This window comes from Riemerella columbina, from assembly GCF_030517065.1.
Classification (GTDB): Bacteria; Bacteroidota; Bacteroidia; order Flavobacteriales; family Weeksellaceae; genus Riemerella; species Riemerella columbina_A.
This window is the reverse complement of the sequence record NZ_CP103950.1, coordinates 1,056,914-1,082,770: the sequence shown is the minus strand read 5'-3', so window position 1 is coordinate 1,082,770 and position 25,857 is coordinate 1,056,914. Positions and strand designations below refer to the sequence as shown.

Here is a 25,857-nt window from a genome sequence, read left to right as displayed (position 1 = left end):
AGATTTGGCAATATCTTTGTGTGTCCCACAGCAAAATTTATATCAAAATGGAAGAAAATAAAGACTTACAAGAAGAACAACTCAATGCTGCGGCTAATGAGAATCAAAATAACCCATCAGAAAATACTGAAAACACCCCAGAACAGCCTACTGCAGAGCAACTTTTAGCTGAGGAGAAAGACCGATACATTCGCCTCTATGCCGAGTTTGAAAACTATAAAAAACGAACCACCAAAGAGAGAATGGAGTTTTTTCAATATGCCAGCCAAGATATGATGGTCTCTATGCTCGGTATTTTAGACGACTTTGAAAGAGCCCTTAAAGAATTAGCCAAAAATGGCAACGAAGAGGAGCTAAAAGGCGTAGAGTTAATTTATAACAAGTTCAGAAACAAGCTTATAGAAAAAGGACTTAAGCCAATAGAAGTGAAAGCGGGCGATGATTTTAATGTAGATTACCACGAGGCGATTACCCAGATCCCAGCGCCATCAGAGGAGCTTAAAGGCAAAATAGTAGATGTAATAGAAACTGGCTATATGTTGCACGATAAGGTGATTCGTTTCGCTAAAGTCGTTGTGGGGCAATAGAAAATAACATTAAAAATAGTAAACAAAAAATGAAATGCGCATCGCTGTGTTTCATTTTTTTACACATAAAATAAGCATAACAAAGCAATGTCAAAAAGAGATTATTACGAAATATTAGGCGTAGAAAGAACCGCCTCCATAGAAGTGATTAAAAAAGCATACCGCAAGCAAGCGCTAAAATACCACCCTGATAAAAACCCTGGTGACACCGAAGCGGAAGAGAAATTTAAAGAAGCCGCAGAGGCATATGAAGTCCTTAGCGATGAAAACAAAAGAGCCCGCTATGACCAATTTGGACACGCTGGCGTGGGTGGCAATGGCGGCTTTGGCGGCGGCGGTTTTGGCGGAATGAATATGGAGGATATATTCAGCCAGTTTGGTGATATTTTTGGCGGACATTTCGGTGGTTTTGGTGGCGGTGGCGGCAGACCTCAGCAAGCCCGAGGCACCAATCTGAGAGTGCGCATCAAACTCAATTTAGAAGAGATGATGAACGGCACCCAGAAAACCATCAAAATCAAAAAAATGAAAATGGCACCTGGGGCTACATCTAAAACTTGCCCTACCTGTAACGGCTCTGGCGTGCAGATGCGTGTGATGAACACTATGTTTGGGCAGGTGCAATCTCAGACCACTTGTGGCACTTGTAACGGCATCGGGAAGGTGGCAGATCAAATCCCTGCTGGTGCGAACGCCCAAGGGCTCATTAAAGTAGATGAAGAGGTGAGCATCAACATCCCTGCTGGCGCAAGAGATGGCATACAGCTGAATGTTAGAGGCAAAGGGAACGATGCCCCTTTCGGCGGCATTCCAGGGGATTTACTCGTGGTGGTGGAAGAAGAAGTAGATGCTCTCATCAAAAGAGAGGGCGATAACCTCCACCAAGAGCTTTATATTTCCTTTGCTGAAGCGGCTTTGGGAACTTCTAAAGAGGTTGCCGTGGTGGGTGGCAAAGTGAAAATTAAAATAGACGCTGGCACGCAGTCTGGCAAAATACTGCGCTTAGCTGGAAAAGGCTTGCCAAGCATTGATTCTTATGGCAAAGGCGATATGTTTGTCCACATCAATGTATGGACGCCGCAAAAACTTACCAAAGAACAAAAAGATTTTTTTGAAAACCAACTGAACTCTGGCGAGATGAAGGCAGAGCCTTCGGGCAAGGAAAAAACCTTCTTTGAAAAAGTCAGAGATTTATTCAACTAAAAGTTGAGCCAAAACCGAGAATTTTCTTAGTTTTGACTTTTTAATTTAAAAAAATTTCATTTCTATATGAATATGCTCCAAGCCAAAAATATTGTAAAAACTTATGATGCAGGCAGAAAAATTGCCCTTTCGGATTTCAGTATAGAAGTTCCCAAAGGCTCTATCTATGGGCTTTTAGGCCCTAATGGCGCTGGCAAAACTTCGTTGATTAGGATTATCAACCAAATTACCCAGCCTGATAGCGGTCAGCTTTTCATCAACCAAGAGCCGCTGAGTCCGCACCACATCAAAACCATTGGCTATATGCCCGAAGAGCGTGGATTGTACAAAAATATGTCCGTGGGCGACCAAATTTTATACTTCGGAGAGCTCAAAGGTATGTCCAAAGCGGAGGCGATGCAACAAGCCAAATATTGGTTTGACAAGCTGCATATAGAACACTGGTGGAAGAAAAAACTTGCGGAACTTTCTAAAGGTATGGCGCAGAAAATCCAGTTTGTGGTAACGGTGCTCCACCAGCCTCAACTCCTGATTTTAGATGAGCCATTTTCGGGTTTTGACCCTGTGAATGCCAACCTCATTAAAGACCAAATTTTGGAACTTAAAAACAACGGCACCACCATTATCCTCTCCACCCACCGTATGGAAAGCGTGGAGGAAATATGCGATTATGTGGCGCTCATCAACCATTCTAAAAAAGTTTTGGACGGCAGCCTGCAAGAGGTTAGAGAGCAATTTAAACAAAATATTTATGAAGTGGGCATTTCTGACCTCAACCCAGATTACATCGCTGATTTTAAGCATCATTTTTCACCGATGGATTGGGAGGAAAAGAACGGTTTAACCCAGTTTAAACTCCAATATACCTCGGCGCAAGACGATTTGATGCAAGCACTTTTAAAACTGGGAAAAATCCACCGTTTTAATGAGAAAATCCCGAGTATGAACGAAGTTTTTATCCACGCTGTAACCCACTAACCGACTATGAAGAATATCATTATCATCACCAAAAGGGAGTTTATCACCCAAGTTAAAAAGAAATCTTTTATCATCCTGACCCTACTGGCACCTATTTTAATGATTGCCTTTGGCGCTGTGATCGCTCTGATGTTTAAAGCCAACAAAACGGAATATCAAATCAGTGTGGTGGATAAAAGTGGCTTATTTCAAAATCAACTTAAAGCCCCTAATGGCGTGCAATTGGTCTATACTTCGGCTCAAACAGAACAGAGCCTTCGGGAAAATTTGAAAGCCATAGAAAGCACAGATGGGCTACTGATCATTCCGTCATTAGAAAATAAAAATTATCAAAAATTAGAGCAAAACACTGAACTTTTGGTAAATAAAGACATCAGCTTTGATACCCGAAAGGCACTCGCTAATGCGATGAGCCAAATCATCAAAAAAGAAAAAATAAAAGACTTGGGGCTTACCGAGCAGCAAATTGGCGATTTAGACCGTTCTTTTGAACTGAAAACCCAAAACATTGCGGCAGAAAAACAGCCTGATGATGACTTAGCTTTCGGCATTAAATCTACGCTGAGTATGCTCCTGATGTACGCTACTTTTATGTTTATCCTCATCTATGGTGTGCGGGTGATGCGCAGTGTTTTGGAAGAAAAAAACAACCGTGTGGTGGAGATTTTAATCTCTTCGGTAAAGCCTTTTGAACTGATGGTAGGGAAAATTATCGGTGTTACTTTTGTTGCTTTAACCCAATTTATTATTTGGATTACAATGGCAGTGATCGCAGCGTTTTTCTTCAACCAAAGTTATGGCAACATCAGCCAACAAGCGGATGACAGAGGCTTCCAAGTCGAGGAAATACAAAGTACGATTATCCAAATTTCGCATACCCTTTTGGAATTAAATTACGGACTCATCATTGCGGTATTCTTAATTTTCTTCCTCCTTGGTTACATTTTTTATAGTTCTATCTATGCTGCTATTGGCTCTGCCGTGGATAGTGATACGGAAACACAACAGTTCACCACTGTGATTATCTTACCGCTGATGTTAGGGATGTACGGTAGTTTTTCCATTATGAACAACCCCGATGGTCCTATGGCTTTTTGGCTTTCTATGATTCCGCTGACTTCACCAATTGCGATGATTGCACGGATTCCGTTTGGTGTTCCACTGTGGCAAATTGGGCTGTCTTTAGCGCTATTGATTGGTTCTACATTGGGGATGGTCTACATTGCTGCGAAAATTTACCGTGTAGGCATTTTAATGTATGGTAACAAAACAACCTTCAAGGAGCTTTGGAAGTGGATCAAAGCGAGTTAAATTCAGAAAAAAAATGCTTTATAAACAAAAACCGCTTCAGTAATGAGGCGGTTTTTCTATTTTAATGATGATGAAATAAATGTCCCAAAAGTGCCAAAGCAACTCCAATACTCACCAATGCTAATTTTATCCAATCCATTTTGTGATTTTTATTGCTTTCAAAGATGATTACCGAAGAAATATGCAAAAATATACCGCCTACAATGGCTAAAAAATAAGGCTGCCACGCTGGATTAAAATACTGCCCCAATACCATCCCCAGCGGAGACGCCAAAGCAAAAAGGCTGATAATCGTCCAAGCATAGCGCCGCGAAGATTGCCCACTAAACAGATAAGCTCCCAACACAAAGGAAATCGGGAGGTTATGGAAGACAATGCCCATCAGATAAGCCGAAAAAATATCGTGCTCATTCGCTAAAGGAATACCTTCAATAAAGGCGTGGATAAACATCCCGACCATCAGCGCCATTGGGAGAATATTTTTGGATTCATGGTGGTGCATATGCCCGTGCTCAAAGCCTTTGGTTAGGCTCTCCAAAATCATTTGTAGCAAAACCCCAGCAATCACCCAAATTCCGATATGATGCCCTTCCGCACTCTGATAGATTTCAGGAAAAACTTCATTAACGCAAATGGTAATCAAAAAACCTGCACTCAGCACCAATAGATTTTTGGCTAAATGGGCTCTATTTCCTAAAATTTTCCCCAGCAATACGCCCAGCAACACACTCAGAATAAGTAGAACAATAATCATATCTCAACAGAATAAGTTTGCAAAAATATTAAAAAGTGATGAGAGTTATCATATTTATCGTTTATTCTTTACGATATACCCTTTGCCATTACGAATTTTGATCATTTTATTTTATGATTAGAGTCATAATACCCCTAAAAAACCACAATACCTTTGCTATGAAATTATTAAAATAAAAAATAATGAAAAAAGTATTTTTAGTAGGTGCTTTGGCACTTATGGGAGCCATGAACACTCAGGAGTACAAGCCTACAACAGGAGATGTTACCGTAGATTAGGGCTTTCTGGAGGATTAGGAAACACTTCTATCAGCCTTCCAGATCAAAGTTTTGGTGCTGGTGCTATGTTATAAAGCCAGATTTTTTAAAACTGACAAATTGGCTTATAGAGGAACTGTTGTGCTAACCAGCAATAACAAAACTGAAAAACCAAACGATTACTTCGTAAGCAAAGAATCAGGATTTGGCTTCGGTTTAGGCTTCGGGATAGAAAAACACTTTACTGGAACTGAAAGACTTTCGCCTTATGTGGGTGGAGATGTTTTTATTAGGATTTTCTAACGCTTCTAAAAAAGAAACGACAACCATTGCTAATACTACAACGGTATCACAAGTAAAAGGACCTAACTCGGTATCAGAGGGGTTTTTGGTGCTGATTATTACTTTGCAAAAAGAGTATTCTTAGGTGTAGAAGCTGGTTTAGGGCTTATCTACAAGTCTGAGGACGATATCACCACTTCCGTAACTGGTCAAGATGATGTGGTGGTAAAAGGAGGTAGTACTTTCAAGATCTCTCCTACCGTAGTAACAGGCATCAGATTAGGATACGCTTTCTAAATTTTAATACCCAAACTAATTTTAGATCTATATTAAAATCGGTGAGAAATAAGCTTCTCACCGATTTTTTATGCCTTTATTCTTGATTTTTTCATATTTTTCGTTAAAATTTAGCCCTCTATCCTCGCTTTCGTTCTTATCCTACATCAATGCATTCGGGTGAGGTTATGGCGTATCTTTGCCGTGTTAATTTAATTCAGTTTAACCTATAAAATAATAAAAATATGGCAACTAAAAATGTAGAAATCATAGTAGCACCAAGACCTGCACACTATGTAGGCGACGGCTTCCGTGTTCATAACTTTATCCCAAGCGGCTACCGTTTAGATATGAAGCGTATGGACCCGTTCATTATGTTAGATTACAATTCTAAATTTCATTTTGAAGGTTCCCAAACCCCAAAAGGCGTAGGCGTGCATCCACACAGAGGCTTTGAAACCGTTACTATTGCGTACCAAGGCAGAGTGGAACACCACGATAGCGCAGGGGGCGGCGGCATCATTGGCGAAGGTGATGTGCAGTGGATGACAGCTGCCAGCGGCGTGCTTCACAAAGAATACCACGAAACCGAGTGGAGCAAAACGGGTGGCATTTTTCAAATGGTGCAACTTTGGGTGAATTTGCCTGCAAAAGACAAAATGAGCCCTCCTAAATACCAAGCCATCAAGAACGAAGAAATGACCACCGTAGATTTAGGCGATCATGGTTTCATTGAAATTATTGCAGGAGAATACCAAGGGAAACAAGGTCCAGCAAGCACTTTCAGTCCTGTTCATATGATGAATGCCAAACTTAAAACTGGTGGCAAGGCGGAATTTAACTTCCCTGCCCACTACAACACTGCGGCTTTGGTCATAGAAGGAAGCATCCGCGTGAATGGCGCCGAAGAAATCGTGCCAACCGACCATTTCGTGCTGTTTGAAAACGAAGGCGAAACTTTCAGCATTGAAGCTTCAGAAGATGCCATTGTACTCATTATCAGTGGAGAACCATTAAATGAACCTATCTTTCCACACGGACCTTTCGTGATGAACACCCGCGAGGAAATCATCCAAGCTTTTGATGACTTTAACAATGGGAAATTTGGATATTTAGAAGACTAATTTTAATCTTTTAATCTTTTAATCTTTTAATCTTTTAATCTTTTAATCTTTTAATCTTTTAATCTTTTAATCTTTTAATAATTAAAAAAAATGAAAAACATCAGTTTAGGATTGTTAATCCTCCGTTTAATATTAGGATTTTTAATGTTATTGCACGGCATTGCCAAATTTGCAGGGCTCGCCATGATACAAAGTATGCTTGAAAACCAAGGCTTACCGACTTTCTTAGCCTTTGGCGTTTACATCACCGAAGTGGTGGCGCCACTCTTGATTATTGTAGGCTTCCGCACGCGGATTGCGGCTGCAGTCTATGCCTCTGGCGCATTAGTAGCGATGCTTCTTGCCCACTCCGCCGACTTATTCAGCTTAAGTCCACATGGCGGCTGGGCAGCGGAACTCATTGGATTGTATTATTTCTTTGGTGCTGTCGCTTTATTCTTCACAGGAGGTGGTAAATACGCTATTTCATCCAACAATCCATGGGATTAAAATACTAAAATCACTTTATTATTAAACCCCATTAAGTCTGAGTTTTAACTTTGGCTTAATGGGGTTTTGTATTAAGAATATCCTAAATTACATTCCCATTTTTATTACAAATCAATAGTTTAATTAAAATCAATATTTATCAAATATCAATCTATTTAATAACAATTCTCAAAAAATCATCTTGGATAAGCCAAAATATATTTGGTGGTTGATTTTTGAAGACTTTCGGAGAGGATAGAAGACTCCGATTGCTCCAATCTATATTTTTTACGATTGCGCTCTAATAAGTAAATCGGCTGTTTTTCAGCATCATAGGGAAGTAAATCCCGCTGAATGGTATCCACCCAAAAATGCCCATAATCAACCCCAAAGCGCTGATTAACCCGTGCTACCTCCGCAGCCACCACCTCTTCTGGAAACGGCGATGAGGAAATTCGCGTTTGTGGCAATTCTCGCCGAATAATTGCACGACAATAATAAGACAACATTAAATCATCAGCATATTGCCAATCTTTAATCGCTTGTAGCACATCGGTATCATCCAGCGCCGTAAAGCGGTCTATATCCTCTTCTTGCGCCGATGAAAAATCCGTTTTATATAAGAAATATTTTAAATTTTCAGAAGCGTTGAGTGGCATTCCATCAGCAATTAGCGCCTTGGCTCTGCCCAATATTTTCACCAAAATAGACTCTGCCAAAGATGCCGTTTTATGGTAATACACTTGCCAATACATCAGCATTCGGGCGGTCAAATAATTCTCAATAGAATAAATTCCTTTGGCATCTACCACCAACTCGCCATCCGCCACATTCATCATTGAAATAATGCGCTCCGCATTGATATTCCCTTCCGATACGCCTGTAAAAAAACTATCGCGTTTGAGGTAATCCAAGCGGTCTACATCCAGCTGAGAGCTCACCAACTGATTAAAAAACTGCCGTGAATATTGCCCTTTGAACATCTCAATCGCCATACCCAATTCGCCTGAATATTCTTCATTCAGTCGATTCATCAGGAGCAACGAAAGCCGCTCGTGGTGCCAGTTTTCCATCAGCGTAGATTCCAAAGCGTGCGAAAATGGACCGTGCCCTATATCGTGCAGAAGTATCGCCAACATCGCTGATTTTTCTTCTTCTTTATTGATTTTCACACCTTTTAACTTCAAGGTTTCCAAGGCTTTAAACATCAAATGCATAGCACCTATGGCGTGGTGAAAGCGCGTGTGGGTAGCGCCTGGAAAAATCAAATTGAGCAATCCCGTTTGAGAAATCCGCCGCAACCGCTGGAAATAAGGGTGTTCTATAACATCAAATAAAATTTCGTGCGGAATTTTGATAAAACCATGCACGGGGTCGTTAATGATTTTGAGTTTGTTAATTTTACTCATCAATTGTTGATCAATTTTCTGGCAAAGGTAAGCATATTTTAAGAGAAGTTGAGGTTTTAGCCCACTCCAAACTCAATAAATTTAACGCAATTTTAACTTTTTTTAATGGTATTTTGGGGCAAATTCTGATTTTTTGACCGTACTTTTGAGCATTCAAATAAAATAGAAAGACAATGTCAAAAAAAATATTATGGATAGATGATGAGGTAGATTTGCTCAAACCACACATCGTATTCTTAGAAAATAAAGGCTATACCGTGCACTCCATCAACAATGTGAACGAGGCTTTAGAAATGTTAGATGAAGACCGCTACGCCTTGGTGCTTTTAGATGAAAATATGCCTGGTATTTCGGGGTTAGATGCCATCCCTTTGCTTAAGGATAAAGACAGCGCTATGAAAATCGTAATGGTGACCAAAAGCGAGGAGGAACACATTATGGAACAAGCCATTGGCGCCCAGATTTCGGACTATATCTTAAAGCCTGTTAATCCCAATCAGGTGCTTCTTTCCTTGAAAAAAAATCTCCAAAGCGAGGATTTAGTAGAGCAAAAAACCATTGTGGAATATCAACAAGAATTCCGTAATCTGAGTATGGAATTAGGCGATTTGCGTTCTCACCAAGATTGGGCGGAATATTATAAAAAAATATTAGGCTGGGAACTTAAATTTGATAAAGTTTTTGATAATGAATTTGCAGATTTATTGCAATCTCAAAAAGAAGAAGCTAATATTCAATTTGCGAAATTCATAGAAAATAACTACCAAGATTGGCTTAACTCTAATGAGAAACCACTGATGAGCCATACCTTATTCAAAGAAAAGGTAAAGCCAGAAATAGAGCAAGACAAGGTTTTATTATTGATGATTGACAACCTGCGCTATGACCAGTGGAAAATGATAGAACCACTTTTCCTCAAATTCTATAATAAAACCCAAGAAATGCCTTATTATAGCATCTTGCCCACCGCTACTCAATATGCCAGAAATGCCTTTTTTGCAGGGCTGATGCCCTCTGAAATTGAAAAAAGATTTCCTGATTATTGGCTCAATGACAACGAAGAAGGCAACAAAAACGAGCACGAACAAGACTTCCTAAAAGACCAAATGAAGCGTTTAGGATTATCCGCCAAAACCATGAAATATTTGAAGATTCTTAATTCTGATTATGAGCAAAAAGTTTTAGATGACTTTAAGCAACATCAGAACAAAGATTTCATTGTAATTGTTTATAATTTCATCGATATTCTTTCTCACGCCAAAACGGACAATAGCATTGTAGATCAATTGATTAGAGACGATAAAACCTTCCGTTCTCTGACCCTCAATTGGTTTGAAAATGCAGCCATTATGAAACTCGTAAAAGCGGCGGCAGAGAGCGGTTTCAAACTCATTCTCACCACCGACCACGGCACCATTTATGTCAAAAAACCAAGCAAAGTGGTGGGCGACAGGGAAACCTCTACCAACATCCGATACAAGACAGGGAAAAGCCTCACCTACGATGAAAAGGAGATTTGGGCGATTACGCAACCAGAAAAATACTTCCTCCCGAAAGGCAACCTAAGTAGTAAATATATTTTCGCAAAAAATAACATTTTCTTAGCTTATCCTAAAAATTACAATCATTTTGTTAATTATTATAAAGACACCTATCAGCACGGCGGCATCTCGTTAGAAGAATGCATTATTCCATTCTGTATTTTAGAACCTAAGGTTTAATTTTTTATATAATTCTCTCTAGATAAGCGCGCGCTCCATACCTTTGGAAGCGCGCTTATTCTTTACACACCATTAGTTTCTGACAAGTTCACTCACAATAGACTCCTCGAAAAACCTTATCTTTGCCACAAAAACCATAGGTTTATGATGGAATTCAACATTCAAAAAATAGAAGATTGGGCAGAAGTGGTGGCGCAGATAAAACCGCATTTGGTGCATCCTATCCTTTTGCTCAAAGGCAATTTGGGCGCGGGCAAAACCTCCTTTACCACTTATCTTATGAAAGCTTTGGGCTCGTTAGACAGCATTTCTTCGCCCACCTATGCTATTGTTAATGAATACACTACACCTAAGGGCGCCGTATTTCATTTTGATTTATACCGAATGGAAAGCATAGAAGAAGTGCTGGATATCGGCATAGAAGAATACTTGGACAGTGCCTACCTCTCCATTATAGAATGGCCAGAAATCTATGAATCTGAACTGCAAGACCTCCCCCACCACGAGATGAAAATTGAAAATATTGACGGAAAAAGGCATATCATTTTCAAATGATGCTTATCTTTGCTTAGATTTTAATTTCAGCCTATGAGCCATACCATATATACGCCTTTTAAGGAAGAAGAACTCCGCCCCAAGGAAGAAAGGTTGGAAGTTCTCAAAAAAAATAAACAACTTTTTATCGGCATTCCCAAGGAAACTTGCCTCAATGAAAAACGCCTCTGCCTGACCCCAGATGCCGTACAAGTGCTGACCCAAAACGGCCACGAGGTGATTATAGAATCTGGAGCGGGAGAAGGTTCTTTCTTTACCGATTTACAATATTCCGAGGCAGGCGCCATCATCACCCACGATGCCAAAGTGGCTTTTGGACAACCTTTAGTGTTGAAAATCAATCCGCCAACCTTGGAAGAAATAGCGTATCTAAAACCCAACGCTTTCCTGATTTCGGCGCTACAAGTGAACCTACAATCGGCACTTTATTTTCAAAAGTTAGCCGAAAGAAAAGTGAACGCCATCGCCTTTGAATTTATCAAAGATGAATACCAGCAATTGGCTTTAGTACGGCTAATTGGCGAGATTGCAGGGCATGTTTCCGTGCTTTATGCATCGGAGCTTTTAGCGCAATCCAATGGGCTGATGTTGGGCGGTATCACAGGCGTTCGCCCTACGGAAATCGTGATTTTAGGCGCGGGCATTGTGGGAGAAACCGCCGCCAAAACCGCCATAGGCTTGGGCGCCCAAGTGAAAGTTTTTGATTATTCTTTAGCCAAATTGCGCCGCCTGCACAACTTTATAGACCAGCGCGTTTCTACCTCCACCATAGACCCCAAAGAGTTGGGCAAAAGCCTAAGAAGAGCCGATGTTTTAATCGGAGCAATGCAGCGACAAAACCTTCCGCCCATCGTTACCGAGGAGATGGTTTCAAAAATGAAAAAAGGCAGCATCATTATTGACCTGACCATTGATTATGGCAAATCCATAGAAACGGCGGAGCTGACCACCCAAGAGCAACCCATCTTTACCAAACACGGCGTGGTGCATGCGGGCATTCCGAATATCACTTCTAAAACGCCAAGAACGACCACCAAAGCCATCAGCAATTTTTTCCTCAACTATTTGCTTCAATCTGAATATGAGGGCGGTTTGGAAAATATCATCCTTAAAAATATAATGATGAAAGATTGTATCTACCTCTACAAAGGGCGGCACACCAAGAAAATTATTTGTGATAAATTCCAGCTGCCTTACCACGATATTAACCTATTAACTTACTAATGAGAAAATTAAAATTCTACCTGATCGGGCTCATTCCAGGGTGTATTTTGGTCTTTTTTATTCTGAATCAAAAAGGTGCCAGCTGTAGCGGCTACCTCCCCAACAGTCGGGTGATCACCGAAACGCTATCCAAAGATTTTGATTACACCGATGCTTTTAAACAAAAAATGCAGCAATACGGCATTTCGGAGGCTGTTCTTCGGGATAGCATCATCCGCACGGGGACTATAGATTTTGACCAAAGCAAAGCCCAGCAAGAGCCTTGTCCAGAGTATCTTCTCCAGCAAACCAAAGGTCAAAACAAGTATCAAATTCGTTTTGAAAAATGCAAAGAAAAAGCCTTATTTTTGGAAATTCAACCCATTCAATAATGGTTAATTTAGTTTGGAAATTATAAAATGCAGAAGAAATTAGCAATAATAGGCGTGGGACTTATCGGTGGCTCTATGGCACTGAAACTACGGCAAAAGGGTTGGGCATCTTATATTTATGGCGTAGACCATCAACCTCAAAATCTGGAAGATGCCTTGGCGCTTCGCATCATTGATGAAGCCGCTACATTAGAGCACGCGGTAAAAAATGCCGACTTCATCATCATCGCTATTCCTGTAGATGCCACGCAGGTCTGTCTTCGCCAAGTTTTAAATTTAATAGAAGACCACCAAACCGTGATGGATACAGGTTCTACCAAAGTGGGCATCATCAATGCTGTGGAAAATCATCGCAATAGAGCGCGTTTTGTGGCAACCCACCCGATGTGGGGCACGGAAAATAATGGTCCTCAGTCGGCAAAGGTAGACGCTTTTTCTGACAAAGTGGCGGTAATTTGTAACCCCGAAGACTCAGCGAAAGATGCCCTCAACCTTGTGGAAAACCTTTGCCACACGCTGGATATGGAAGTCATTACGATGGATGCTGAAAATCACGATGTGCATACGGCATACATTTCGCATATCTCGCATATTACTTCTTATGCCCTCGCCAACACGGTTCTGGAGAAGGAACGAGAGGAAGAAACTATTTTTCAATTGGCAAGTTCTGGATTTTCCAGCACGGTAAGGCTCGCCAAATCTCACCCCGAAATGTGGGTGCCTATTTTTAAACAAAATAAAGAGAATGTGTTAGATGTCCTCAACGAACATATTAGCCAACTAAGAAAATTTAAAGCGGCTTTAGAAAAAGATAACGACGAATTTTTAGAAGAATTGATTAGAAATGCCAACCGTATTAGGGACATTCTAAAATAAAACATAAAAAATAATGGGTTTTAATTTTAAACTGCTTTATATTTTTGCATTTATCATCAGTTTTTTGGGTATTGTGGCCTTTATTGGCGATTACGGATTTACCCAATCCAAGGCCTCGCGGGCAATGTTTGATGGTTATTATCATTTTGTGCTCGCCATAGGGCTAATCTCCACTGCCACACGCTATTACGAAAACAGAGATACCTTTGTTAAGAACAAATCTTTTTTCTTTGATGTGGCTACCGTGGCTTTCACTTTGGTGATTTATTATTTCCACTTTATCAGCCCTTTTCATGGGACATTAGACCACTTTTTTGCGAGCCGCTATTGGGTGATTTTTGCGGTGGTATTCACCTTTATCCGAGAGTTTTCGGACCTCAAAATCAATTTTAAAAGAACAGTGCTCAATCCTGCGCAGTTGTTCATCAGTAGTTTTATCGCGATTATTTTAATCGGTTCATTTTTGCTCACTCTCCCCAGAGCAACCACCAAGGGTATTACCTTTTTAGATGCCTTGTTTACCTCTACCAGCGCCGTTTGCGTTACAGGTTTGGCGGTATTAGACACGGGTTCAGACTTTACCACTTTCGGCAAGCTCATCATTATGATTTTAATCCAAGTGGGGGGGCTGGGGATCTTAACCTTTGCGAGTTATTTTAGTTATTTTTTCAAAGGTGGTTCCACTTACGAAAACCAATTGGTCCTCAGTGATATGACCAGCTCTAAAAAGTTAGGCGATGTTTTTTCTATGCTCAAACACATCATCTTGATTACCTTTGGGATAGAACTTTTTTCAGCGGTTTTAATCTATAGTAGCGTGAGCCCAGACCTGTTTTCATCAGGGTTTCAGCATATATTCTTCTCTGTTTTCCACTCTGTATCAGCGTTTTGTAATGCTGGATTTTCCACCTCGGACAGTAGTTTATTTGCCGACCATTATCGGTTTAATTATTATCTACAATTGGTGATTATTTTCACCTTTGTCTTCGGTGGTTTGGGCTTCCCTATCGTGGTGAATATTTTGAAATATCTGCGTTATAAAATCTCGCATATTATGCATTTTTCATCGCCGAGAAACCGCAATTATAAACCTTGGGTGCTCAATCTGGATAGCCGTATTACGCTATTTACCACAGCCTCATTGACCATTGTTGCCACCGTGATTTTTTACATTTTAGAATACCACCATACTTTGGCTGATCACCCTACTGTTTTTGGAAAAATGGTGACCGCTTTTTTTGGTGCCACCACACCGAGAACCGCTGGTTTTAATACAATTGATAACGCTGCAATGTCCTTCCCTACCATTATGATGATTTTCTTGCTGATGTGGGTGGGCGCCTCGCCGCAGTCTACAGGTGGGGGGATTAAAACCAACACTTTTGCTATCGCATTTCTGAATGTTCTCAGCTTGGCAAAAGGGAAATCTAAAGTAGAAATTTTCCGTAGAGAAATCGCTGAACGCTCTATCCGCAGGGCTTTCGCTATTATGACGCTTTCCCTTATGGTGATTGGTTTAGGGGTGATGCTCATCGCTTTTTTTGACCCAGAGAAAAATCTTTTGGATATTTCCTTTGAATGCTTTTCCGCTTATAGCACCGTGGGGCTCAGCTTGGGGATTACCTCTGCGCTAAGTAGCTCATCTAAAATGGTATTGATAGGCATTATGTTTGTTGGGCGGATCAGTATGCTATCCTTAGTAATTGCCGTAGTTAAAAAAGCCAAATATAAAAACTACAATTATCCTATTGAAGAAATTACAATGAATTAAAACAAAAGGCTAAAAACTATCTTAACTTTATAAAAAAAAATAAAATTTAATATGAAATACATCATTATAGGGCTCGGAAATTTTGGAGCCTCACTCGCAGAAAAACTTACCGCACAAGGCAACGAAGTGATTGGAATAGACACCAGTATGTCCAAAGTAGACGCCTGCAAAGAAAAAATCTCCCACACCATTTGTATGGATGCCACAGATGAATACACCGTTTCTGGCTTACCATTAAAGGAGACGGATATCTTCGTGGTTGCCATTGGGGAAGACCAAGGCGCCAATGTGATGACCACCGCTCTACTCAAAAATTTGCAAGTTAAACGCCTCATCAGTCGCGCTATCAACCCGCTGCACGAAAAGGTTTTGCAAGCCATCGGCGTAGATGAGATTGTCCACCCCGAAGAAGAAACCGCCGAAAGGTGGGCGAAAAAACTCTGCCTCAGCAATGTGGTGGATTCCTTTGAGCTCAACCAAGAATACAGCATTATAGAAGCCAAAGTGCCAGAGGAATATGTGGGACAAACCATGCGAGACCTCAATTTTAGGGAAAAATACAACTTGGTACCGCTCACCATCATCAAAAAAATGGAAGTGAAAAGCCTTTTAGGAAAGACCAAAACCGAGAACAAAGTATTGGGCGTGGCAGTGGCTAATAATGTCTTAGAAACCAATGACATTCTGGTGCTATACGGCTCCAATAAAGACTTACAACGATTTTTAAAACTCAAGATGCGACCTTAATATGAACCATTTAGGCAGAGATTTACTTCAGAAAATAAAACAAGCCCCATTGGAGGGCGAGCAGGCTCATCGCCTATTTTCGCCACCCTACCGCCCTCTATTTTCGTACTCCGAAATTTTAGAAAAACACCCGCGCTGGGCTGCGGTTAATCTCTTGCTCTACCTCAAAAACAACGAATGGCACCTCCCACTTATGGTCAGGAGCATCAACCAAAATGATCGGCACAGCGGACAGATTTCGCTCCCTGGAGGGCAGAAAGAAGCCGCTGATCACGATTTTTCAGAAACCGCCATCAGAGAAACCTCGGAAGAATTGGGCATAGAAAGGCATTACATCCGACTGATCCGAGAGATGAGCCCACTCTACATTCCGCCGAGTAATTTTTATGTGCATACCTACATTTCTTACACCAAGAAAAATCCCACTTTTATCCTACAAGAAGCCGAAGCCGTAGAGCTTATAGAACTGCCTATTTCGGCATTATTAGAGCTGACCCAACAACCTCAAATGATGACGCTCCCTGGCACCAAAGGTATAGAAGTCCCTGTGATCCACTATCAAAATTACACCATATGGGGCGCTACTTCAATGATTTTGAGCGAATTTAGTAGATTGCTGAAAAATGTTTAAATTTGCTCTCCTAACTTATCAATGTCTATGGCAAAAAAAACAATATTTACCGACTCTTTCGGTAACCTTTATTTCTTAAAACGCTTTATTATTTTCATTTTAGGGCTGATATCTTATCGGCGCTTTAATGGCTTTAATAAACTGAAAATCTCTGGTACGGAGCATCTTGTAGACCTCCCGCAGACCAATGTTTTATTCGTGTCTAACCACCAGACTTATTTTGCTGATGTGGCAGCTATGTACCACGCTTTTTGTGCGGTCAATAATGGCTACCTCAACACCATTAAAAACCCTATTTACCTCCTCAATCCCAAAGTAGATTTCTACTATGTGGCAGCCCAAGAAACGATGAACAAAGGGCTTTTAGCACGGATTTTTAAACTCGCAGGAGCGGTTACCGTTAAAAGAACTTGGCGCGCCGAAGGCAAAGCTGTAAACAGAATGGTGGATATGTCCGAAGTGGAAAACATCATCAAAGCTTTGGATAACGGCTGGGTGATTACCTTTCCACAAGGCACTACCTCCGCATTTGCACAAGGGCGGAAAGGAACTGCCAAATTGGTAAAACAGCAACGCCCAATTGTCATTCCGATAAAAATCAATGGCTTTCGTAGAGCTTTTGATAAAAAAGGACTTAAAATAAAAGTAACTGGCGTAGAGCCTACTATGGAGTTTAAACCTGCCTTAGACATTGATTATGATAATGAATCTGCACAGGAAATACTACAAAAAATAATGCACGCCATAGAGCAAACGCCAGAACACAACCTCCTCCACGATTATGATGAGGAGCTTAAAAAGAAAAAAGAGGAAGAAAATAATACGCAGGAAAAAACTGCCGAATAACTCTCCAATATCAAAATAGATTAACCAAACAAAAACACCACATTGAGAACACATTTCATCGCTATAGGCGGCAGCGCTATGCACAACCTCGCCATTGCGCTTAAAGATAAAGGCTACCAAGTGACTGGCTCTGATGATGCCATTTTTGAACCTTCAAAATCAAGATTAGAAAAAAAAGGACTCTTGCCTGATGCTTTGGGCTGGTTTCCAGAAAAAATAACTGAAGATATAGATGCCGTGATCCTCGGAATGCACGCCCATGCCGACAATCCAGAATTGGCTAAAGCCAAGGCGCTTGGGCTTAAAATCTACTCCTACCCCGAGTTTTTGTATGAACAAAGCAAGGACAAAACCCGTGTGGTTATCGGCGGTTCACACGGCAAAACCACCATCACTTCTATGATTTTGCATGTGCTCAATTTCCATCATCAGGAGGTTGATTTTATGGTGGGCGCCCAGTTGGAAGGCTTTGATTGTATGGTCAAAACCACAGAACACAACGATTTTATGATTCTGGAAGGTGATGAATACCTTTCCTCGCCCATAGATCTGCGCTCTAAATTTTTACTCTACCAGCCCAATATCGCCCTAATTTCGGGGATTGCTTGGGACCACATCAATGTTTTTAAAACCTTTGATGATTATGTGGAACAGTTTAGAAAATTTGTCAGCACCATTACACCAGGCGGCATTTTGGTCTATAATGAAGAAGATGAAGAAGTGGTAAAAGTGGTAGAGCAAGCCGAAAATTATTTCCGAAAAATCCCTTACAGAACGCCAAAATACCACATCAACCACCACCAAGTTTATTTGGAGACAGAAATGGGCGAAGTTCCCGTTTCGGTTTTTGGTGCGCACAACCTCCTCAATATGGAGGGCGCCAGACTGATTTGCCAGCAATTGGGCATTATGGAAGAGGCTTTTTATGAAGCGATTATGAGTTTTAAAGGTGCCTCCAAACGCTTAGAAAAGGTGGAACGCCCAGACCACGGCATTTTGTACAAAGATTTTGCCCACGCTCCCAGCAAGGTTAAAGCCACCACAAAAGCCTTTGCCGAGCAATTTAAAGGACAGCCCACTTTCGGATTTTTAGAACTGCACACCTATTCTTCGCTCAATCCTGTATTTTTGGAGCAATACGCCAACGCCTTAAATGGCTTAGACCACGCCGTGGTATTCTATTCTGAGGAAGCCTTAAAAATCAAAAGAATGGCGCCGATTTCTCCCGACCTTATCCGAGAGAAATTTAAAAATCTGCAGCTCAAAGTCTTTACCAATGCGGAAGATTTGCAGCAATATTGGCAAAGTTTAGACAAAACACAAGGGGCTTTTCTTATGATGAGTTCTGGTAATTTTGGTGGGTTAGATTTGGTTAATTCTTAAATAATTATCACCAATGAAACTCTACATTATCAGTGGATTAGGAGCAGATTTTAGCGTTTTAGAAAAACTTAAATTCCCTGATCATGTAGAGCCTGTTTTTATACCCTGGCTCATCCCAGAGCGTAATGAAAGTTTTAGCCACTATATTCAAAGAATGGCATCTTCTATTGAAGAAAATGAAGATTTTGCGCTCTTGGGTTATTCTTTTGGTGGATTTATCGTTCAAGAAATTCATCAAATTAAACCAGCCAAAAAAGTAATTATTTTAGGCTCTTTAAAATCCGATTTAGAAAAATCACGGTTGATGCGTTTCGGGAAAATCACACAGCTCCCAAGGCGGATGCCCACAGCATTTTTTAGCGACCAATCTACGCTGGTTTATCGTTTCATTAGAGCCATTGTAGCGCCCAAAAGTCCTAAACTGATGCAATATTTTAAAGTCACCCATCCGTATTACATCAAATGGAGTATGGATAAAATTGTCAATTGGAAATTCCCCAAACAGCCTGAGGTTGTGCAGATTATGGGCGACAGAGATTGGGTTTTTCCGCTCCAAAACTCTCAACCTGATTATATTATAAAAGACGGCACACATCTATTCCCTTTAACTAAGGCTAAAGAAACCTCCGAAATTCTAAAAAAAATTTTATAAGTCCGCGAGATTATTTATATTTGCTTTTAATAAAAACACCTTGAAATGCAATCCATCAGCGTTTTTGAAATCATAAAAGTCGGCATCGGTCCGTCCAGTTCTCACACTATGGGCCCTTGGAATGCTGCAGAATTATTTTTAAACCTCATCAGAAGACAGCGCTCCATCACCGAAGTGAAAGAAGTTTTTGTAGAATTTTTTGGCTCTTTGGCGAAGACAGGTATCGGGCACGGTACGGACATCGCGGGGATGCTGGGGCTGGCAGGAGAAAATTTTAAAACCATAGATACCACCAAAATTGATGAGAAAATAGAGCACATTAAATCAAGCCAAACCCTACTTTTGGGCGACGAAAAGGAGATTCCATTTATCTATGGGCATCATTTGGTGCTGAATATGGCAGAAAGTTTAGATTTCCACCCTAATGGTATGATTTTCAAAGCTGTATTTAACGATGGAGAAATCATTTCGCAAGATTACTATTCCGTGGGAGGCGGTTTTGTGGCGACCCAAGAGGACAATACTTTAGAGCAAACTTGCATCCGTACGCTTTACCCTTGTCATAAAGGTAAAGACATTATCTACTATACACAAAAACTTGGTTTACAGCGCATTTCTGATTTAGTTAAAATTAACGAAGAAGCATGGCGCACCCCAGAAGAAACCGAAGCCGAAGCACTCTACATTTGGCAACAAATTAAAGAATGTATCTACAAAGGCGTTAATAAAGAAGGAATTCTCCCTGGAGGATTGAAAGTGAGCCGCCGTGCTGCAGCACTTAACCGTAAACTTTTAGGCGAAGATCAACATTATCATAATATCAATGAATGGTTTAATTTAGTAAAAAATTCAGAAAAGAACTTCAACAATATCACCAAATGGATTTCTTGTTTTGCCTTAGCAGTGAATGAGGAAAATGCCAGCTTTGGGCGGATTATCACAGCGCCTACCAATGGTGCCAGCGGTGTAATTCCTGCCGTGTTGATGTATGCTCAGACTTTTACGGAGTTCAACACGCCTGATGATATTGTTCGTTTTTTGTTGGTGGCGGGCGAAATCGGTACTTTGTTTAAAAAGAATGCCACCATTTCTGCAGCGGCAGGAGGTTGTCAGGCGGAAATCGGCGTATCTTCAGCTATGGCGGCGGCAGGCCTAACCGAAATTTCTGGAGGCACCCCTGCGCAAGTCCTTATGGCAGCGGAAATCGCGATGGAACACCACCTTGGACTCACTTGTGATCCTATTAAAGGTTTGGTGCAAATCCCTTGTATTGAACGAAATTCTATGGGTGCAATGAAAGCTATCACAGCGGCGCAACTCGCTCTGGAAAGCAACCCTGAGAATGCGCGCGTGAGTTTAGATGATGTGATTAAATCGATGTGGGAAACCGCTCAAGATATGAACTCCAAATACAAAGAAACCTCCGAAGGAGGCTTAGCCATCGCCGTTAATGTGGCAGAGTGCTAAAATTTAGACTTTCATTTTTTGAGTATTTAAACCATTTTTCATCAAACAAGGATTTTCTATTGATTAGGAAATCCTTATTATTTTTACCGATTTAGCAATTAAGTAAAGACACAATCAGCATCGCCGCCCGAAATAGTCCATTTGACATTTTGAGGCAAAAGCTCAGCAAATTCTTTATGGATTAAAAAATCTCTGGTTCGTACTTTTTTATAAAGGTGAAACTTGGTTTTAAGAACAGCATTGATGCGTTCATCAAAACTGATGATGTTAGAAATTTGGTGCGCTATCATATACTGATACACGGCTTCTGTCACCATAGCATCCACTTCGCCAAAGATATATTGTAGCTTCAAAATACGATTTCGTTCTGTGAATAAAATCACTGTTTTGAGCTGGTTTTTATCGTATATTTTTAGAAAGAAAGTTTTAAAAGTCACATCATAATCGGAGAAAAAATAGCGAGAATCCATCTCTTTTTTAGTCCCTTTAAGAATCCACGGATATTGTATAATCCATTCAAAATCCTCGTATTTTTTACGAAAATCACTACCACTCACTCCTTCTAAAAAAGGAGCGATTTCCTCATCTATATCCAACGAAACTCGGTAATTGACTTTCTTTTTAAAAAGGCTATAAACACCTTTTAAAACCGCATTAACCCCTCGGTCTACAATTGAAATTAAAGGAAAAAATCGTTTGATTTTTTGATGTTCCCTAAGAAAATATCCAAAATTGAAATAATAATAAAATGCAAAGCCTTGCAACTGATGTCCTAATAAAAAACGACCACTTTTCAAGTATAATTTCAAAGCTTCTGGTGTGAATTCCGTCATCAAAATACGCCCTTGGTAAACCTCGCAAGCTTTTGATAATAAGGCTTGTGCAATCTTCTTCCCTCTATAATCAGGATGGATTAAAATAGTACTTAGCCAGCCCAAATGGTAGTTTTTTCCATCTACACACCAATCGTCTGGCAAAATCCCCAAATATCCCGCCAATTGTTGCTGAATATATACCACAATCAGCACCACATCGTCCTCTTTAGCGCGAGGATTATGGGCGTGCGACCAAGCGCGATGATAGGAAATCGGTGAAAATGGCAACCGCTCAAACGCCTCCGAAGCCACAAAATCTGCCAGTTCTTTTTTTCTATAAATTTTTAATTCTAACATCTTCTATCGCTTCAATTGGTTTTTACTAAAATAGGATTTTAGCCGATAATAATGGCTTTCAAAATTAAGTTCTTGCTGCGCTGAATAGCCCAATTCTATTGGGATTCTATGCAGATTTTTAGGATAATCATCCAACTTTAATCCAGAAATGCCAAAGGTTAATTTTAAGCGTGGATTGGCATCAAAAATTTGGTTAAAAAAATCAAGCGACACGCCATCATCACTGAATGGAAAAGCAAAAGCGGCATCTAAAAACTGATGTTCTCGGATAAAATCTAAGGAACGCTGCGTGGTTTCCAGTTGTTCCTCTAAAGACAAATCCCGATACAAAGGGTGCGACCAACTATGAGCCGCCACGCCAAAACCTCTCTGTGATAAGTTTTTTAAATCCTCCAAATCCATATAAATCGGTTGGCGTTTCATATAAGATTTCAGATCTAAACCTAAGCGTTCTGCAATTACGGAAATCTCATTTTTTTGCTGATATTTTAACGATAATAAAATCTTAATCAGTTGTTTTAAGGAAGTCATCCGAAGGTTTAAAATTGAAGAACATTCTACTCTATAACGCTCAAAATCTTGCGGTTGAGAAATGATATGCTCCACAATTAAACTGACTTTATATCTGAACATCATCTCCTTTTCCACAATGAATTGGGGATTGACAAAATTGACCGCATAAATACCTTTTCGCTCTAAAATAGGCGCTACCACCTCCTTAAACTCCACCAAACCATCATCAAAAGTCATCAGCGCTAAAGGTCTCCCTTGAGGAGAACGCTGGTAATTTTGAACGAAAAAATCCCAATCGACAAAGTTAAAACGCTTGAGCATCTGTTCTAAATCTTGCTCAAACGCCTTTATATTCTTATAACGGATAATGTGCTTAAGATGCGGCAGCGGCTCATCTGAAACGCTATGATAAACAGGGATAAAGTATTGAAACGGATAGTTCCCTTCCCTATTTTTAAACATCTGTTTAAGGCTATTTTTTAGCAACATTATCGTCGTTTTATTTTTTATTGAAATGGCAGCACTCCATAGCGCTCATCTTACAAAAATAAACAATTTTAACCGCATTTCCCAACAGATTGGAGGATAAAAACATCGCCTATTATCAATAAAAAAACAGGAACCTCATCGTTTAAAGTTCCTGTTTTCTATATTCTAAAAAGTTAATTTTAAATATGAATCACCTCGCCATAGGCTGCGGCTACAGCTTCCATAATCGCTTCTGAAAGCGTTGGGTGCGGGTGTATTGATTTCAAAATCTCGTGACCTGTGGTTTCTAATTTTCTCGCCACTACAGCTTCGGCAACCATTTCTGTAACGCCATTGCCTATCATATGACAGCCTAACCACTCGCCGTATTTGGCATCAAAAATCACCTTAACAAAACCATCTGTATCGCCGTTGGCTGTGGCTTTACCACTGGCTGAGAATGGGAATTTCCCTACTTTAATCTCATAACCTTTTTCCTTGGCTTGCTTTTCGGTTAGCCCTACAGAAGCGATTTCTGGCGAACAATAAGTACAACCTGGGATGTTGCCATAATTGATGGTTTCAGTAGGAATACCTTTGATTTTTTCCACGCAAGTGATACCCTCCGCAGATGCCACATGGGCTAATGCTTGGGTCGGGATTAAATCGCCGATGGCATAGTAGCCAGGTACAGAAGTTTGGTACCACTCGTTCACCAAAACGCGACCTTTATCCGTCTGAATGCCCACTTCTTCTAAGCCGATATTCTCAATATTAGCGCTGATTCCCACTGCTGAAAGCACGATATCTGCCTCCAAAGTAACCTCGCCTTTTGCGGTTTTCACTTTTGCCTTCACGCCTTCTCCCGAAGTATCTACAGACTCCACGGAAGCATTTGTCATCACCTCAATACCCGCTTTTTTCAATGATTTTTCTAAATGTTTAGACACCTCTTCATCTTCTACTGGCACGATGTTCGGCATAAATTCTACAATCGTTACCTTGGTGCCCATAGTGGCATAGAAATACGCAAACTCCACGCCGATGGCGCCAGAGCCCACCACAATCATAGATTTAGGTTGCTCAGGAAGCGATAGCGCTTGTCTGTAGCCAATCACTTTTTTGCCGTCTTGAGGTAAATTCGGCAATTCTCTGGAGCGTGCTCCCGTGGCTAAAATAATATGCTCTGCGCTGTATTCTGTGGTGTTGCCATCTTTCTCCACAGCCACTTTTTTGCCTTTTTTAATTTTGGCAGTTCCGAAGATTACATCAATTTTGTTTTTCTTCATTAGGAACTCTATCCCTTTACTCATTTTATTGGCTACGCCACGGCTTCTTTGGATCACATTTGGAAACTCAAAACTGGCTTCTACTTTGTTTAATCCAAAATCTTCTGCGTGGTTGATATATTTAAAAACCTGAGCTGATTTGAGCAAGGCTTTGGTTGGAATACAGCCCCAATTTAAACAAATCCCTCCCAGATTTTCTTTTTCTATAATGGCGGTTTTAAACCCTAATTGTGCCGCTCTAATGGCTGTTACATAGCCCCCAGGGCCACTTCCTATCACTATAATATCGTAATTCATATCAATTAAAATTTAGTGCGAAAATACAAAAAATAATTCAGTTATTTTATAAATGTTCAAAAATCAAGTCTTAAAATCTCCATTTTTTCCGATAGGCTTAAGGTTGCCGATGGATATAGCGCGTGAGCTTGATGCCCATATCCGTCCATAATATTTTAGAATTGGCATTTCGGCTTAGGTGGTAATCTGCCTCCGAAATTTCTTCCAAAATATCTTCAATATTAGCGCCGTGGATAAAATTAGAAAACGCCTCCCAATTGAATCCATTGTTTATCAACTGTTTATACACCAAATCAGAAATACCATAACTCTGCAATAGCGCCAACCTAAACACCTCTGCCGCGTAGTTGAGAAAATTTTTCTGTTGCTCGCGGTTCCACTCGGCAATATGCCTTGCCCATTTGATCAGTTCCTTTAACACTTCTGGCTTTTTCTTCGCTTGAAACGCCAAACGCACCCATTGGATAAAATAAGTTTCAAAAGTAGCTTCTACCTCATCTGTAGACATCAGTTTTAGTGCGGTGTTATAGTTGCCCTGCGCCTCGTGGAGTATGGATTTTCTGTGGCTTTCATCAGAGATTTTGTCTAATAATACCGCTTCTAAATCCTCATCGTTAATTCTATAAATTGGGGTAAGCTGGCAGCGGGATAAAATGGTGGGCAGCATGGTTTCTGTGGAAGTTGCCGTGAGGATAATCACCGTATTTTCTGGCGGTTCTTCTAAGAATTTAAGGAATTTATTGGCGGCATCTTCGCGCATTTTGTCTGCATTCCAAATGATGAGCACCTTGGTACCGCCTTCAAAGCTCTTGAGACTAAAGGTTTCACTTTTCGCCATCATCTCATTAACGGAGATATACAATTGCTTATTTTCGGCATTCAGGCGATTAACCCAATCTTGATACTGGCTGTAAGGATTTTCTAACATCATCTCTCGCCATTGGTTGAAAAAGCCTTGGCTCTGGGCTTTGTGTTTGTCATCTTTAAACACTGGAAATGAAAAATGGACATCTAAATGGTTCAGATGGTTCACTTTTTCTGCGGCAGATTCATTTTCGCGTTTGAGGAGCTCTGTAGCGTAAGCCAAAGCGAGTGGCAGCGTGCCATAGCCCTCCTCCCCTACAAAAAGTTGGGCGTGGCTCACTCTGCCGTCTTCAATGCTTTCTAATAACGATTGCTTGATTTTTTCTTGCCCGATAACTTGATCCCAATTCATAGCCCAAAG

Annotated in this window: 25 protein-coding genes; 19 read left to right on the top strand and 6 right to left on the bottom strand. The window is 40.5% G+C overall.

The annotated features are described in order from the left end of the window. Positions 1 to 47: 47 nt before the first annotated feature. The 4 genes from NYR17_RS05180 to NYR17_RS05165 all read left to right on the top strand — a co-directional run bounded on the left by NYR17_RS05180 (position 48) and on the right by NYR17_RS05165 (position 4,079). Entirely contained in the window at positions 48 to 587 is a 540-nt protein-coding gene (locus NYR17_RS05180; RefSeq protein ID WP_302504677.1) for a nucleotide exchange factor GrpE, read from the top strand. An 87-nt stretch (positions 588 to 674) separates the two neighbouring features. Beyond that, the gene (gene dnaJ / locus NYR17_RS05175; RefSeq protein ID WP_302504676.1) at positions 675 to 1,790 is read left to right on the top strand and encodes a molecular chaperone DnaJ; all 1,116 of its coding nucleotides are present in this window, start codon (positions 675 to 677) and stop codon (positions 1,788 to 1,790) included. A gap of 72 nt (positions 1,791 to 1,862) precedes the next feature. Then, the gene (locus tag NYR17_RS05170; protein ID WP_302506997.1) at positions 1,863 to 2,768 is read left to right on the top strand and encodes an ABC transporter ATP-binding protein; all 906 of its coding nucleotides are present in this window, start codon (positions 1,863 to 1,865) and stop codon (positions 2,766 to 2,768) included. A gap of 6 nt (positions 2,769 to 2,774) precedes the next feature. Beyond that, complete coding sequence (locus tag NYR17_RS05165) at positions 2,775 to 4,079, top strand: ABC transporter permease (RefSeq protein ID WP_302504675.1); 1,305 nt, start codon at positions 2,775 to 2,777, stop codon at positions 4,077 to 4,079. A gap of 61 nt (positions 4,080 to 4,140) precedes the next feature. On the opposite strand, the gene NYR17_RS05160 is transcribed toward NYR17_RS05165, so the two are convergent. Beyond that, complete coding sequence (locus NYR17_RS05160) at positions 4,141 to 4,833, bottom strand: ZIP family metal transporter (RefSeq protein ID WP_302504674.1); 693 nt, start codon at positions 4,831 to 4,833, stop codon at positions 4,141 to 4,143. Positions 4,834 to 5,210: 377 nt separating this feature from the next. On the opposite strand from NYR17_RS05160, the gene NYR17_RS05155 reads away from it, so the two are divergent. The 3 genes from NYR17_RS05155 to NYR17_RS05145 all read left to right on the top strand — a co-directional run bounded on the left by NYR17_RS05155 (position 5,211) and on the right by NYR17_RS05145 (position 7,261). Further along, positions 5,211 to 5,393 (top strand): hypothetical protein, encoded by a 183-nt coding sequence (locus NYR17_RS05155; RefSeq protein ID WP_302504673.1) that lies wholly within the window; start codon positions 5,211 to 5,213, stop codon positions 5,391 to 5,393. Between the two features lie 500 nt (positions 5,394 to 5,893). Continuing rightward, on the top strand, positions 5,894 to 6,772 hold the full coding sequence (locus tag NYR17_RS05150; RefSeq protein ID WP_302504672.1) for a pirin family protein: 879 nt from the start codon (positions 5,894 to 5,896) through the stop codon (positions 6,770 to 6,772). 90 nt (positions 6,773 to 6,862) lie between these two features. Next, entirely contained in the window at positions 6,863 to 7,261 is a 399-nt protein-coding gene (locus tag NYR17_RS05145; protein WP_302504671.1) for a DoxX family protein, read from the top strand. A gap of 176 nt (positions 7,262 to 7,437) precedes the next feature. Here NYR17_RS05145 and NYR17_RS05140 read toward each other — a convergent pair whose 3' ends face one another. After that, positions 7,438 to 8,649 carry an HD domain-containing protein gene (locus NYR17_RS05140; protein WP_302504670.1) on the bottom strand — a complete coding sequence of 404 codons (1,212 nt, stop codon included), beginning with the start codon at positions 8,647 to 8,649 and terminating at the stop codon, positions 7,438 to 7,440. Positions 8,650 to 8,822: 173 nt separating this feature from the next. On the opposite strand from NYR17_RS05140, the gene NYR17_RS05135 reads away from it, so the two are divergent. The 12 genes from NYR17_RS05135 (at position 8,823) to NYR17_RS05080 (ending at position 20,893) form a co-directional block, all read left to right on the top strand. After that, the gene (locus NYR17_RS05135) at positions 8,823 to 10,370 is read left to right on the top strand and encodes a bifunctional response regulator/alkaline phosphatase family protein (RefSeq protein WP_302504669.1); all 1,548 of its coding nucleotides are present in this window, start codon (positions 8,823 to 8,825) and stop codon (positions 10,368 to 10,370) included. Positions 10,371 to 10,517: 147 nt separating this feature from the next. Then, complete coding sequence (tsaE, locus tag NYR17_RS05130) at positions 10,518 to 10,925, top strand: tRNA (adenosine(37)-N6)-threonylcarbamoyltransferase complex ATPase subunit type 1 TsaE (protein WP_302506996.1); 408 nt, start codon at positions 10,518 to 10,520, stop codon at positions 10,923 to 10,925. 33 nt (positions 10,926 to 10,958) lie between these two features. Then, positions 10,959 to 12,149, top strand: coding sequence for an alanine dehydrogenase (locus NYR17_RS05125; RefSeq protein WP_302504668.1), 1,191 nt, complete (start codon positions 10,959 to 10,961; stop codon positions 12,147 to 12,149). Continuing rightward, positions 12,149 to 12,520 carry a hypothetical protein gene (locus NYR17_RS05120; RefSeq protein WP_302504667.1) on the top strand — a complete coding sequence of 124 codons (372 nt, stop codon included), beginning with the start codon at positions 12,149 to 12,151 and terminating at the stop codon, positions 12,518 to 12,520. Before NYR17_RS05125 ends, NYR17_RS05120 begins: the two co-directional genes overlap by 1 nt. A gap of 27 nt (positions 12,521 to 12,547) precedes the next feature. Continuing rightward, a complete protein-coding gene (locus NYR17_RS05115; protein ID WP_302504666.1) occupies positions 12,548 to 13,396 on the top strand; it encodes a prephenate dehydrogenase in 849 nt (282 codons plus the stop codon). Between the two features lie 13 nt (positions 13,397 to 13,409). Next, on the top strand, positions 13,410 to 15,167 hold the full coding sequence (locus NYR17_RS05110) for a TrkH family potassium uptake protein (RefSeq protein WP_302504665.1): 1,758 nt from the start codon (positions 13,410 to 13,412) through the stop codon (positions 15,165 to 15,167). A gap of 51 nt (positions 15,168 to 15,218) precedes the next feature. Next, positions 15,219 to 15,914, top strand: a complete 696-nt coding sequence (locus tag NYR17_RS05105) for a potassium channel family protein (RefSeq protein WP_302504664.1) — start codon at positions 15,219 to 15,221, stop codon at positions 15,912 to 15,914. Between the two features lies 1 nt (position 15,915). Next, positions 15,916 to 16,545: an NUDIX hydrolase gene (locus tag NYR17_RS05100; RefSeq protein ID WP_302504663.1), complete on the top strand. Its 630-nt coding sequence runs from the start codon at positions 15,916 to 15,918 to the stop codon at positions 16,543 to 16,545. A gap of 27 nt (positions 16,546 to 16,572) precedes the next feature. Further along, positions 16,573 to 17,391, top strand: a complete 819-nt coding sequence (locus NYR17_RS05095) for a lysophospholipid acyltransferase family protein (RefSeq protein ID WP_302504662.1) — start codon at positions 16,573 to 16,575, stop codon at positions 17,389 to 17,391. 42 nt (positions 17,392 to 17,433) lie between these two features. Next, positions 17,434 to 18,774, top strand: a complete 1,341-nt coding sequence (locus tag NYR17_RS05090) for a UDP-N-acetylmuramate--L-alanine ligase (RefSeq protein WP_302504661.1) — start codon at positions 17,434 to 17,436, stop codon at positions 18,772 to 18,774. Between the two features lie 13 nt (positions 18,775 to 18,787). Then, positions 18,788 to 19,426 (top strand): alpha/beta hydrolase, encoded by a 639-nt coding sequence (locus NYR17_RS05085; RefSeq protein ID WP_302504660.1) that lies wholly within the window; start codon positions 18,788 to 18,790, stop codon positions 19,424 to 19,426. A gap of 45 nt (positions 19,427 to 19,471) precedes the next feature. Continuing rightward, a complete protein-coding gene (locus tag NYR17_RS05080) occupies positions 19,472 to 20,893 on the top strand; it encodes an L-serine ammonia-lyase (protein ID WP_302504659.1) in 1,422 nt (473 codons plus the stop codon). A gap of 98 nt (positions 20,894 to 20,991) precedes the next feature. Here NYR17_RS05080 and NYR17_RS05075 read toward each other — a convergent pair whose 3' ends face one another. The 4 genes from NYR17_RS05075 to NYR17_RS05060 all read right to left on the bottom strand — a co-directional run bounded on the left by NYR17_RS05075 (position 20,992) and on the right by NYR17_RS05060 (position 25,848). After that, positions 20,992 to 22,065, bottom strand: coding sequence for a GNAT family N-acetyltransferase (locus tag NYR17_RS05075; RefSeq protein ID WP_302504658.1), 1,074 nt, complete (start codon positions 22,063 to 22,065; stop codon positions 20,992 to 20,994). 3 nt (positions 22,066 to 22,068) lie between these two features. Further along, complete coding sequence (locus tag NYR17_RS05070; RefSeq protein WP_302504657.1) at positions 22,069 to 23,040, bottom strand: polysaccharide deacetylase family protein; 972 nt, start codon at positions 23,038 to 23,040, stop codon at positions 22,069 to 22,071. Between the two features lie 206 nt (positions 23,041 to 23,246). Next, positions 23,247 to 24,632 (bottom strand): dihydrolipoyl dehydrogenase, encoded by a 1,386-nt coding sequence (gene lpdA / locus NYR17_RS05065; RefSeq protein ID WP_302504656.1) that lies wholly within the window; start codon positions 24,630 to 24,632, stop codon positions 23,247 to 23,249. Positions 24,633 to 24,729: 97 nt separating this feature from the next. After that, entirely contained in the window at positions 24,730 to 25,848 is a 1,119-nt protein-coding gene (locus tag NYR17_RS05060) for an ATP-binding protein (RefSeq protein ID WP_302504655.1), read from the bottom strand. Positions 25,849 to 25,857 lie beyond the last annotated feature (9 nt).